The 11,746-nt window shown below is 35.3% G+C and carries 12 protein-coding genes; 10 read left to right on the top strand and 2 right to left on the bottom strand.

Annotated features, from left to right (window positions below):
- Positions 1–471: 471 nt before the first annotated feature.
- On the bottom strand, positions 472–1,638 hold the full coding sequence (locus tag FLA105534_RS06530; protein ID WP_173965230.1) for an MFS transporter: 1,167 nt from the start codon (positions 1,636–1,638) through the stop codon (positions 472–474).
- A gap of 102 nt (positions 1,639–1,740) precedes the next feature.
- Here FLA105534_RS06530 and FLA105534_RS06525 point away from each other — a divergent pair, with 102 nt between their 5' ends.
- The 6 genes from FLA105534_RS06525 to FLA105534_RS06500 all read left to right on the top strand — a co-directional run bounded on the left by FLA105534_RS06525 (position 1,741) and on the right by FLA105534_RS06500 (position 7,175).
- On the top strand, positions 1,741–2,574 hold the full coding sequence (locus FLA105534_RS06525; protein ID WP_173965229.1) for an AraC family transcriptional regulator: 834 nt from the start codon (positions 1,741–1,743) through the stop codon (positions 2,572–2,574).
- A gap of 70 nt (positions 2,575–2,644) precedes the next feature.
- Positions 2,645–3,031, top strand: a complete 387-nt coding sequence (locus tag FLA105534_RS06520) for a hypothetical protein (RefSeq protein WP_246253182.1) — start codon at positions 2,645–2,647, stop codon at positions 3,029–3,031.
- A 163-nt stretch (positions 3,032–3,194) separates the two neighbouring features.
- Positions 3,195–3,725, top strand: coding sequence for a DUF3347 domain-containing protein (locus tag FLA105534_RS06515; RefSeq protein ID WP_173965228.1), 531 nt, complete (start codon positions 3,195–3,197; stop codon positions 3,723–3,725).
- 2 nt (positions 3,726–3,727) lie between these two features.
- Positions 3,728–4,288, top strand: coding sequence for a helix-turn-helix domain-containing protein (locus tag FLA105534_RS06510; protein ID WP_173965227.1), 561 nt, complete (start codon positions 3,728–3,730; stop codon positions 4,286–4,288).
- A 313-nt stretch (positions 4,289–4,601) separates the two neighbouring features.
- Positions 4,602–6,839: a multicopper oxidase family protein gene (locus FLA105534_RS06505; RefSeq protein ID WP_173965226.1), complete on the top strand. Its 2,238-nt coding sequence runs from the start codon at positions 4,602–4,604 to the stop codon at positions 6,837–6,839.
- 156 nt (positions 6,840–6,995) lie between these two features.
- A complete protein-coding gene (locus FLA105534_RS06500; RefSeq protein WP_173965225.1) occupies positions 6,996–7,175 on the top strand; it encodes a hypothetical protein in 180 nt (59 codons plus the stop codon).
- 296 nt (positions 7,176–7,471) lie between these two features.
- On the opposite strand, the gene FLA105534_RS06495 is transcribed toward FLA105534_RS06500, so the two are convergent.
- Positions 7,472–7,924 carry a DUF4442 domain-containing protein gene (locus tag FLA105534_RS06495; protein ID WP_173965224.1) on the bottom strand — a complete coding sequence of 151 codons (453 nt, stop codon included), beginning with the start codon at positions 7,922–7,924 and terminating at the stop codon, positions 7,472–7,474.
- A gap of 232 nt (positions 7,925–8,156) precedes the next feature.
- On the opposite strand from FLA105534_RS06495, the gene FLA105534_RS06490 reads away from it, so the two are divergent.
- The 4 genes from FLA105534_RS06490 to FLA105534_RS06475 all read left to right on the top strand — a co-directional run bounded on the left by FLA105534_RS06490 (position 8,157) and on the right by FLA105534_RS06475 (position 11,632).
- A complete protein-coding gene (locus FLA105534_RS06490) occupies positions 8,157–8,636 on the top strand; it encodes a DUF4870 domain-containing protein (protein WP_246253181.1) in 480 nt (159 codons plus the stop codon).
- A gap of 179 nt (positions 8,637–8,815) precedes the next feature.
- Positions 8,816–9,148: a PadR family transcriptional regulator gene (locus FLA105534_RS06485; protein ID WP_017498072.1), complete on the top strand. Its 333-nt coding sequence runs from the start codon at positions 8,816–8,818 to the stop codon at positions 9,146–9,148.
- A 3-nt stretch (positions 9,149–9,151) separates the two neighbouring features.
- Positions 9,152–10,897, top strand: coding sequence for a PspC domain-containing protein (locus tag FLA105534_RS06480; RefSeq protein ID WP_173965223.1), 1,746 nt, complete (start codon positions 9,152–9,154; stop codon positions 10,895–10,897).
- A 3-nt stretch (positions 10,898–10,900) separates the two neighbouring features.
- Positions 10,901–11,632, top strand: a complete 732-nt coding sequence (locus tag FLA105534_RS06475) for a head GIN domain-containing protein (RefSeq protein WP_173965222.1) — start codon at positions 10,901–10,903, stop codon at positions 11,630–11,632.
- Positions 11,633–11,746 lie beyond the last annotated feature (114 nt).

Raw genomic sequence — 11,746 nt, 5'->3', positions numbered from 1 at the left:
AATTAAAATTCCTAAAAATTTCCTAAAATAAATAAAATATGAAAAATATAATTGCTTTTTTATGTGACATGTGCAATTTAATCTCTGTATAAATATTAAATATATTTTTATTTTTTCAATAATTGTTACGATTTCATAAAAAAAACAATCGATTACACGACAACTCGTTATCATATTATTAAGTTTTGTTTTTACATTCAGCGATGAGCTACTTGTCAAAAAAATACTCCAAGAAACCGCTCAACAAAAACGGATTTTAATACTCGGGAAGCAATATTTCGCCTACAACGAAATCCAATTCTTACAAATTATAAATACAGCATACCACTACGATGCTCTGGATGGATTAAAAGTAAAATAAGAGATAAAAAAAAGAGTCTTTGAACCAGAAAGTTCAAAGACTCTTTTTTTATACTAGAATACCTTTTAAAAAACTCAGATCAAACTACTCTAAAAAAGCATGAAGAATAATTAAGCTTTTTGGAGCTGTAAATTCTCTTTATGTTTTTGCATTAGGGCAAAAGTAATTACCATTCCACTTAGCGCCATACCCAGACCAATTAAATTTGGCGAAGCATAACTGTATCCTGCAGACAAAGGTAAACCTCCTAAAAAGGCTCCCAAAGCATTTCCAATATTAAAGCTTCCCTGAAGTGCTGCCGAAGCAATCATCTCAGCACCCTTAGCCGTTCTGATCATTAACATCTGAATTGGAGCGATCACCGAAAAAGAAATGGCTCCTGTTAAAAAGGTCAGAAATAAGGACACGTATTGATTGAAAGAGAAAAAATACACCAGAATTAAATCAATTGCCATCACAAAAAGCAAAGCCAATACGGTAGGTGCAGGAGAATATTTATCAGCCAGTTTCCCTCCGGCAAAATTTCCCACTACCATTCCCAAACCAGCCAGAATTAAAATATACGATACATCTTCGGCTGCAAATTTAGAAACATTGGTCAGCAAAGGTGCGATATAACTAATCCAGGCAAACAGACCGCCAAATCCAATGGCCGTAATTCCAATAATCAGCCAGGCCTCTGTTTTCTTAAAAAACAGCAATTGGGTTTTCATATTTACATTCCCGCTTTTTTCCAGATTGGGCATCCACAAAGAGATAAACAAAAAGGTGAGTAAACCTACCGCAGCAATTAAAACAAATGTATAACGCCAGATAAAATTATGTCCTATATAAGTACCAATAGGTACTCCAATTAAATTTGCCAAAGTTAAACCCGAAAACATAATCGCAATTGCCTGAGCTTCTTTGCCCTTATCAGCCAAACGGCTCGCGACTACCGCTCCAACTCCAAAAAAGGCACCGTGCGGTAGTCCGGAGAGAAATCTGGAAGCGAATAAAAAGTTATAGGTAGGCGCAATAATCGAAAGCGCATTAAAAACAGTTAGCATCAAAGCTAATATCAAAAGCATTTTTTTGGGCGCTAAATTTCTTCCCAGGATTACCAATAGCGGAGCACCAATGACAACACCCAGTGCATAAGCAGAAATTAAATATCCGGCAACCGGAATGGAGACTTTCATATCTGAGGCAATATCAGGCAACAAACCCATCATCACAAATTCGGTAATACCGATTGTTAAACCTCCTAACGAGAGTGCAATAAGACTTTTTTTCATTTGTTTAGATTAGAAACGGATAGTGTTTCTATGCTGCAAATTTAACACCGTTAACCCTAAAATAAGTTGTACATTTGTGACATAAACTTGTAAATTTAAGTTATGCCGAAATTTAATCAGTTTGAAAAGCTTGTGATTCATGAATTTGAAGATGATGTATTTCCTCATGTTCCGCACACCCACACCTATTATGAAATTATTTACATCAAAAAGGGAAACGGGGTTCACCACCTCAACCACAACTTACTTCCTTATAAATCGGGAGATTTGTTTGTCATTTCTCCCGAAGACGAACATTATTTTGAGATTAAAAAAAGGACTCGTTTTGTGTACATCAAGTTTACTGACAATTATTTCGATTCCAACAAGAATCTTTTCTGCGACGATTTACTCCTCAATACACCAGAGGATTTTATGCGGAATAAATTATTAAAGGAGATCCTTTTAAAATTAGACGATCCCTGCAAGACCATTTTAAAAAATACCATCGAAAACATTACAGCCTATAATTGCAAAGCCGATGTTTCGAGTTCTCCTATTGTTTTTTATCAAATTCTTTCCATTTTTGGCTTGATAAAAGAAACCATTCGTTGTATGAATCTGCAATTGAAACCGGCCCCTATCGATAACGAACAAATTGCAACTTACATCCATCAGAACATTTACCATCCAAAACTGGTTCAGATTAAGGTTATAGCCGATCATTTTAATATCGCCCAAACCTATTTCAGTGCATATTTTAAAAGGACTTTTGCAATCAGCTATCGCGATTACATTCATAATCTGAGAACCACTTTAATCGAAAAACGAATTCACAACAATCAATTGCCCATTAAACAAATTGCCCACGAGTTTGGTTTTACTGATGAAAGCCACCTTTCCAATTATTTTAAGAAAAGGAAAAACATGAAACCTACCGATTATAAAAAACTGTAGTCATTGAAATCTTAAAAAAAACTTCACGGTAAAAAAAAATACCTAAATTTGTATTTCTAAATTATTTTCGTTGACAAGAAAAGTTCACATAGTATTCCTATTCTTAACCTTTGGCTTCTTACTGATGTCAAATGCAAGTTATGCCTGTGGAAAAACCACTAAAAAAACTTCTTGTGAAAAGAAAGCCGTTTCTAAAAAAGAGGTATCGGATACTAGCGAAAAAAACTGCTGTAAAAAAGAGGACAGCTCCAAAAATGATTCGCACGGCTGTAGTCGAAAATGCGATCATTCCGGCTGCACAACTTCCGGACTTCAGTTCAGCATAATTGCAATGAATGAGTTTGAATTCAAACAAAATAGATTTAATTTCTCCGTTGAGAAAAGAACTCCTTATTACAAGAACATCAGTATTTCTGATGGTTTTACTTCTATCTGGGCACCCCCAAAAATAAAATAATTGCATTTCTGACAGCCCTAATTGCGTTTTATAGCGAACGTTTTAGGACTTACAGAAAAATTACTCTCTGTGTCTCAATCCATTTTTGAGGCCCTAATATGCAATAACAATCTTAAATTATTTAACTTAGAGGAAATTTAATCCTCTACTAAAATCGTATAAAATGAAAAAATCAATTTCAACTATAGTAGTAGTAATCTTAGTAGCTTTCTCTGCTAATATTATCCTGGCCAATTCCATAAAAAAAGAAACAACGACAGTAGAAGTTACTGCTTCAAGTCAGTTACAAACGGTTTATGATGCTTATTTTACCGTAAAGGATGCCTTAATTAAAAGTGATGCCAAACTAACTTCGGTGAAAGCCAAAGATTTACTGACTGCCATTACAGCTGTAAAAATGGACCAATTGAAAGGTGACGAACACAACGCCTGGATGAAAGTCATGAAAAAAATAACTGCTGATGCTAAGAATATTTCGGCTACAACAGATCTTAAAAAACAGCGCGAAACTTTCAAATCACTTTCAAAAAACACTTACGAACTTCTTAAAGTTTCAAAATCAGATCAGGCGGTATACAAACAATATTGTCCAATGGCTGATGCAGACTGGTTAAGCAAGGAAAAAGCAATCAAAAACCCTTATTACGGTTCGTCAATGCTAACATGTGGAAATGTGGTAGAAACGATCAAGTAAATATGAAGCTCTACATCAAAAACATGGTGTGTGGACGTTGTAAAATGGTTGTGAAGTCTGAGTTTGAAAAACTCGGACTTCACCCTATTGCTGTTGAATTAGGCGAAGTTGAACTACAGGACTCCATTTCTAAAAGTCAAAAAGAAATACTGCTTAAAAATTTACAAGCGCTGGGTTTTGATTTTATCGATGACAAAAAAAGTAAAACTGTTGAGAAAGTAAAAAACCTCATCGTGGATCTGGTGCATCATAAAAACAACGACCTCAAAGTTACTATGTCTGATTACTTAATCAAAAATCTCAATCAGGATTACAGCACACTAAGCAATTTATTCTCGGAACTTGAAAACACTACTATTGAAAAGTACTTTATCAGCCAAAAAATAGAAAAGGTAAAGGAGTTACTCATTTACAACGAATTGTCATTGAGTCAAATTGCAGATACGCTAAACTATAGCAACGTCGCGCATTTGAGCAATCAATTCAAGAAAATCACAGGCTTTAACCCTACCAGCTTTAAACAATTGAAGGATAAAAAACGCATTCAGATTGAGAATTTATAAGATTTTATTTCTCGCAAAGACGCAGAGGCGCTAAGTTTTTCTTATTTCAGAGAACCAGAAGTTTTACTATTGATCTAAAAAGAAAAACGCTGCAACTTAGCTTCTTTTTGAGATTATGAAAGTCTTTTAAGTATTTGCTATAAAAACCAGACTTCCCAAATCTTACAAATCATTCTCAAAATTGTACAACCCAAAGTAATTGTTACTTCGGAGATTTGCATTGTAATAATTAAACTATTGATACAATGACTCTTCACTATTTCATTTCAGAAATGTTGTGTGAGTACAAAATCTAAATCTTTAAAAAATTAGCATGAGACTACATACTATTATACTCGTCTTTTTAATAGCTTTTAGTGCAAAAGCGCAAAAAGTAGTTCGTTATGATTTACATGTTCGTGATACTATTGTGAACTTTTCCGGAAAAGAAAAACGAGCAATTACTGTTAACGGACAAATTCCGATGCCAACGCTAACTTTTACAGAAGGTGATGTTGCGGAGATTTACGTCCATAACGATTTAAAAAAAGAGAACACCGCCCTGCACTGGCACGGATTGTTCCTTCCGAATAAGGAAGACGGCGTTCCCTATTTAACGCAAATGCCTATAAAACCGGGAACAACACACAAATACAGCTTTCCTATTATTCAAAACGGAACGTATTGGTACCACAGTCATTCAGGATTGCAGGAACAAATTGGTTTGTACGGACTTTTTATCATCAACAAAAAGAAAGACGATACAACCATTAGAAAAGGAATCGACGATTTACCAACGGTCCCTGTTATTTTAAGTGAATGGACAGATTTGAAACCAGAAAATGTACAACGAATGCTGCACAATGCAAACGATTGGTTTGCCATAAAAAAAGGAACTACCCAAAGTTATGCAGAAGCTATTAAACAAGGACAGTTTTCAACAAAAGTAACCAACGAATGGAAACGTATGAATGCCATGGACGTCAGTGACGTTTATTACGAAAAATTTCTAATTAACGGCAAAAACGAACAGCAGCTTTCGCAATTTAAAGCTGGCGACAAAGTCAGATTGAGAATTGCCAACGGTGGTGCCTCGAGTTATTTCTGGCTGACCTATGGAGGCGGAAAAATAACTGTTGTGGCCAGCGACGGAAACGATGTTGAGCCGGTAGAAGTCGATCGATTAATTATTGCAGTTTCTGAAACCTATGATGTTGTGGTTACCATTCCCGAGGACAAAAAATCTTTTGCTTTTCTGGCTACAGCCGAAGACCGAACCGGATCAGCTTCTTTATTTTTAGGCGAAGGAGCCAAACAGTCTGTTGCTCATCTTCCGAAATTAAAATATTTTGAAGGGATGAAAATGATGAATGACATGATGAAAATGAACGGTGACATGAACGATATGGGGATGAAAATGTCTTTGAATAAGATGGATATGAATGCCGTTATGTACCCAGAAATTACCGGAGGAGGTGAAGCTGAAAAGATAGAAGATCATTCCAAGCACAATATGGAAGGCATGGACATGGCTGCCGATACAGCGGAAGTTGCCGGAATTACGACACTCAATTACGGGATGCTGAAATCGCCAACCCCAACAACACTACCCAAAGACGCTCCGGTAAAAGAGCTTCGCTTCGAGTTATCCGGAAATATGAACCGTTATGTATGGAGTTTAGACAACAAAGTAGTTTCTGAAACCGATAAGATCTTAATTAAAAAAGGAGAAAATGTTCGAATTGTATTGTACAACGGATCGATGATGCGCCATCCCATGCACTTACACGGACACGATTTCAGAATTCTGAACGAACATGGCGAGTATTCACCCCTAAAGAATGTGATTGACATTATGCCGATGGAGACCGACACGATCGAATTTCAGGCCAATGCCGACGGAGACTGGTTTTTTCATTGCCATATATTGTATCACATGATGGCTGGAATGGGTCGGATTTTTACTTATGAAAATTCAGCACCGAATCCGTTAATACACGATCCTAAAATGGCTTATAAGATGTTAAAGATGGACGACCGTATGTTTCATTTTATGGCTGAAAATGATTTTGCCTCCAATGGAAACGACGGAGAAGCGATGTTTGGCAACACCCGCTGGAGCATTGGTACCGAATGGAGATTGGGTTACAACGACAAACACGGTTATGAAACGGAGACACATATTGGCCGCTACATTGGCAAAATGCAATGGTTTATGCCTTTTATTGGTTTTGACTGGCGTTACAGAAGAATGGGAATGGACGAACAGGAACAGAATTTATTTGGACAAAAAAACACCAAAGACAATCGTTCGGTGCTGAGTGCCGGTATCGAATATACCTTACCTATGCTCGTAAAAGCGCAGGTCGAAGTCTATACCGATGGAAACGTGAGAATACAATTTGAACGAAAAGACATCCCGCTTTCCAGGCGTCTGCGTATGAATTTGATGTGGAATACAGATAAGGAATATATGGCAGGCTTAAAGTATATCGCCGGAAGAAACTTTGGAATCACTACACATTATGACAGTGATATGGGAGTTGGTTTTGGAGTAAATCTGAACTATTAACTAAATTGCGTTTTTACTTTAATCTGTAACTAAAAAAAACAATTTATTACAAAAACATTAACTAAACTGTAAGAGTTAACACAGGAAACTCTTTTTATATTTGAACCACTATCTTCAATTAGAAAACAAAATTATAAAACCTTAAATTAAACAAAAATGAAAAAATTATTTACCGTTTTAGCTCTTGCTTTATTTACAATTGGTATTCAGGCGCAAGACACTAAGCCTGCTCCTAAAAAAGAAAAAGAGAAAAAAGAATCCTGCTGTAAAAAAACAGATACTGCGAAAAAAGACGATACAAAAAAAGATAAAAAATCATGTTGCGTTAAAAAATAAACGAAACTTGTTTCAACAAAAAGACCTCAATTACTTGAGGTCTTTTTTTATTTCTTAGCACGACCCAACCAAAGGGAACGGACGAAGTAATTGACACAAACTAAATCAGATATTCAGCATTTGGCTTTAAATTTTATACTAATTCGGGACAAGAATGCCTGTTTTCACAAGCCTTAACAAAGTTCGAAACTTTATTAAAGGTTATTAATGTAAACTCCAGATACCTGAGCATTTAGCAAAAAATAGTCCGTGAAATCACTTCGCCCGTTCCCTTAGGCCGGATCCTGATGAAAAAACTATTTAATTCGAACACTCCACTCAAAATCCATTTCAGAAACCTGAGTACCGTTCTCATCTGTTCCAATCGATTTCATCCAGAAGGTTTGCCCCTCACCTGTTTCGATTGTCCTTTTTATTGCATCGGCTATTAAGTGTCCGTCATTACAAACAAATGTTATTCTTCCTGTCGCCTTTTTGGTAAAGTTTCCTTTATTGTTAGCGACTAACATCGAAATCTTTTTTCCGCTTTGTTGAATCTGAGAGATCACTAATGCTCCGGTAGTTAGTTCCGCAGCCATTGCCTGAACGGCAAAATACATCGAGTTAAAAGGATTTTGGTTGATCCATCGGTGTTTGACACTTACCACACATCTGTCTTTGTCGATTGCCTTTACACGCACACCACAAATGTAGGCCGATGGTAGTTTGAATAATACAAATTTATTAAGTTTAGAAACGGATAATGCCATGGTATTTACTTTTTTTATGTAAAAATACAAAAAAACTATGCGTGCACAATAAATTTAAAATACTTTCCTGGATTACCAATAAAATCAGGTATTCCGAATGGTTTTCAGTCCATTATAGCCGTCTTTAAAATTTTAATCTTGTTAATATTTTGTTAATATTTGGTACTATGCAAAACAAGATACTGTCTTTTAGATATATATTTGCATAAGAAATTACTATATACTTTTAATCATGGAAACAACAACACCACTCATCATGGAAACAACCTCAGAAAAGAACACTGCAACGTTCACACATTTAAGCACATTAAGTCAGTACATCATTCCGTTTGGGAATTATATATTCCCAATATTGATCTGGACGAGTTACAAAGACAAATCAGAATATGTAAATCATCACGGAAAGCAAGCTTTAAATTTTCAATTGAGCCTTTTGCTTTATACGTTAATTCTGGCTCTAATTGCAGTTCCGATTTTCATCACCGTTTTTTTACAGAATCTTCCAATGGAAGCTGTTTTTAACGACGAAGATTTCATCATCAGAAATTTTGACTTTAATGGAAACATTGCCTTACTAAGCATCGGAGCAACAGCAGTTTTACTTTTTGGAGTATTAAAATTTGTTGAATTCTTTTTAGTGATTTATGCCTCAATAAAAGCGTCAAACGGAGAATTATACAAGTATCCGTTAACGATTCCTTTTATAAAGTAAGAGGCTAAAAGTTAAAAGTTATAGTCGAAACCTTAATTGACCATCATCAGAAAAGTTTCGAAATCAATCATCAATCATCAATCACCCGATCCGGAAGGGCAAACCGGCAACTCAATCATCAATCAATCATCATCAATCAAAAAACGAATTGTTCAATCTAAAAAAAACAAAATGAAATTATGAACATTGAAAACACAAAAGCACAGATGCGCAAAGGTGTTCTTGAGTTTTGCATCTTATCAGTACTAAAAGAAAAAGACGCATATACCTCAGAAATACTAGACACTTTAAAAAACGCAAAATTACTAGTTGTTGAGGGAACAGTTTATCCACTTTTGACTAGGCTGAAAAACGACGGTTTGCTTAATTATCGATGGGAAGAATCTACATCAGGACCACCAAGAAAATATTATGGATTAACCGAAATAGGACAAACATTTTTAAACGAACTTAGCGGTACCTGGACAGAATTGTCTGACGCCGTAAAACTAATCACCAATCAAAATCAATAAGTCATGAACAAAACAGTAAATATTAACTTAGGCGGTATGGTTTTTCACATCGATGAAGACGCATATTTAAAACTGACACGCTATTTTGACGCTATAAAACGATCCCTTACCAATTCTTCCGGACAGGATGAAATTATTAAAGATATCGAAATGCGTATTTCTGAATTATTAATTGAGAAACAAAAAAGCGACAAACATGTTGTAGGACTGAAAGACGTTGATGAGGTGATTACCGTTATGGGACAACCTGAAGATTATATCCTTGAAGACGAAGAAAAAACAAACCAGTCTTTTAGCGACTACGGAGCAAGAAAACACAAAAAATTATACCGTGACAAAGAAAAAGGTATGATTGGTGGTGTAGCAACCGGTTTAGGACACTATTTTGGAATTGATGCCGTTTGGATCAAGATCATTTTCTTAATATTTGTTTTCGCAGGTTTTGGAACAGGAATCTTAGCTTACTTTGTTCTTTGGATTGTCACTCCGGAAGCGATTACTACCTCAGAAAAACTAGAAATGACAGGCGAACCGGTAACTATTTCGAACATCGAAAAAAAAGTTCGCGAAGAAATTGAAAACTTATCTGATAAATTCAAAAATGCAGATTATGACGCGATGGGAAACCAGGTAAAGTCGGGAGCTGAGAGAATAAGTAGTTCATTTGGAGACTTTGTCATGACGGTTTTTAAAATATTCGCTAAATTCTTAGGAGTGATTTTAATCATGTCAGGAATCAGTGTTTTAATCATGTTACTGATTGGTGTTTTCACTTTAGGAACCAACGTTTTTGTTGATTTTCCATGGCAAAATTTTGTAGATGCCGGAAACTTCACTGATTATCCGCTTTGGTCATTTGGTTTATTAATGTTCTTTGCTGTTGGAATTCCATTTTTCTTCCTGACACTTTTAGGTTTCAAATTGTTATCGCCAAACCTAAAGTCTATTGGAAATATTACTAAATATACTTTGTTAGCGATTTGGATTATTGCAGTTGCTATCGCAATCAGCATTGGAATCAAACAGGCAACTGAGCTTTCTTATGACAATAAAATGGTAGAGAAGAAAGCAATCAACATTACAGCAAAAGACACGCTTTATGTAAAATTCAGATACAACGATTATTATGCAAAAGACCTGAACCACCATAGTGATTTTGAATTTGTACAGGACTCAGCCAATAATCAGTTAATCTATTCCAACGATGTTCGCTTGCATGTTTTACATACAGATGAGGCTGCACCTTACATTCAAATTGAAAAAACAGCCAGAGGCAACTCGTTTATCAATGCCAAACAAAGAGCAGAAAAGATCAATTACAAATTTCAGATTAACGGAAATCGCTTAATTTTAGATAATTATTTTCTGACAGATGTAAAAAACAAATTCAGAGGACAAGAAGTTGATGTATACCTGTACTTACCTGAAGGACAGCTATTCAAACCAGATGCATCTGTACAAGATTATGACGATTCTGAGAATGATTTTTTCAACTTACATTTTAGCGGTAACTACAGCTATAAAGTAGAAGGGTCTAAAATCAAATGCCTTGACTGTCCAGCAGACGAAAATGATTACGAGAATGACTACGAAAATAACTATGAAAATGACAGTGAAGAAAACAACATTGAAAACGACACCGTAAACGAAGTTTCCATTAAAGTAAATGGAAAAGAAATTTTAAACGGAAAAAAAACCAAAGGAAAATTAACCACTGATAAAAACGGAGTTATAATCAAAATCAACTAGGCCATGATAAAAATAATCATTCATATTACAAAATTCATTATTGCAGCAGTTACTGCATTATTGTTTGCCTCTTGTAACTTTAATGTGAATACTATTAAAGGAAGCGGAAATGTTACTACTGAAAAAAGAATTGTTCAGGGCAATTTTACAAAAGTATCAGTTAGTAATGCAATCGATCTGATTATTATCCAATCTGATTCTACAGAAATTGTTGTTGAGGCAGATGATAACATTCAACAGGAAATCACAACAAAAGTAGAGAATGGAACTTTATATGTTAAATGTAAACAAGGCTCTTTTCGTGATATTACCAAGAAAAAAGTAACCGTAAGAATGCCTGTAATTGACAAATTAGAGTCTTCAAGTGCTGCCACTATTATGAGCAAAGGTCTGATTCAGGGTCAGGATATTAATCTAGAAGCCTCAAGTGCTTCAACATTAGATGTAAATATCGAATCGGATAACATTACTTGCGATTCAGACAGCGGAAGCTCTATTGGACTGGAAGGAAAAGCATTAAAAATGCAGGTCTCAGCTTCAAGCGGCGGTAGCATCAATGCTCATAAATTATTCGCAAATGATATTCATGCTGAAGCCTCGAGCGGAGGAAGTATAAATATTCACCCAATTGTAAACCTGAAAGCTTCAGCTAGCAGCGGCGGATCTATCAATTATGACATCACTCCAAAAACAATTGAAAAAACTTCAAGTTCAGGAGGAACGATTAGTAGGTAATAAACCTTATTTATCTTGTCTCGTCCTAAAAAAGCGATACAGGTTATTACATAAAAATAATTAATTAAACAGTTGCAAGAACCCTCTTGCAACTGTTTTTTGTTTTATATCTTC

It is taken from the genome of Flavobacterium collinsii, assembly GCF_902804485.1.
GTDB classification, from domain to species: Bacteria; Bacteroidota; Bacteroidia; order Flavobacteriales; family Flavobacteriaceae; genus Flavobacterium; species Flavobacterium collinsii.
This window is presented reverse-complemented; position numbering and strand designations above follow the sequence as displayed.

Bases quoted from the DNA above. Each gene is read 5' to 3' on its own strand.
- FLA105534_RS06485 (WP_017498072.1), top strand. From the start codon at position 8,816: ATGAACATTGAAAACACAAAAGCACAGATGCGCAAAGGTGTTCTTGAG.
- FLA105534_RS06495 (WP_173965224.1), bottom strand. From the start codon at position 7,924: ATGGCATTATCCGTTTCTAAACTTAATAAATTTGTATTATTCAAACTA.
- FLA105534_RS06515 (WP_173965228.1), top strand. From the start codon at position 3,195: ATGAAAAAATCAATTTCAACTATAGTAGTAGTAATCTTAGTAGCTTTC.
- FLA105534_RS06480 (WP_173965223.1), top strand. From the start codon at position 9,152: ATGAACAAAACAGTAAATATTAACTTAGGCGGTATGGTTTTTCACATC.
- FLA105534_RS06475 (WP_173965222.1), top strand. From the start codon at position 10,901: ATGATAAAAATAATCATTCATATTACAAAATTCATTATTGCAGCAGTT.
- FLA105534_RS06525 (WP_173965229.1), top strand. From the start codon at position 1,741: ATGCCGAAATTTAATCAGTTTGAAAAGCTTGTGATTCATGAATTTGAA.
- FLA105534_RS06510 (WP_173965227.1), top strand. From the start codon at position 3,728: ATGAAGCTCTACATCAAAAACATGGTGTGTGGACGTTGTAAAATGGTT.
- FLA105534_RS06530 (WP_173965230.1), bottom strand. From the start codon at position 1,638: ATGAAAAAAAGTCTTATTGCACTCTCGTTAGGAGGTTTAACAATCGGT.
- FLA105534_RS06500 (WP_173965225.1), top strand. From the start codon at position 6,996: ATGAAAAAATTATTTACCGTTTTAGCTCTTGCTTTATTTACAATTGGT.
- FLA105534_RS06505 (WP_173965226.1), top strand. From the start codon at position 4,602: ATGAGACTACATACTATTATACTCGTCTTTTTAATAGCTTTTAGTGCA.
- FLA105534_RS06490 (WP_246253181.1), top strand. From the start codon at position 8,157: ATGGAAACAACAACACCACTCATCATGGAAACAACCTCAGAAAAGAAC.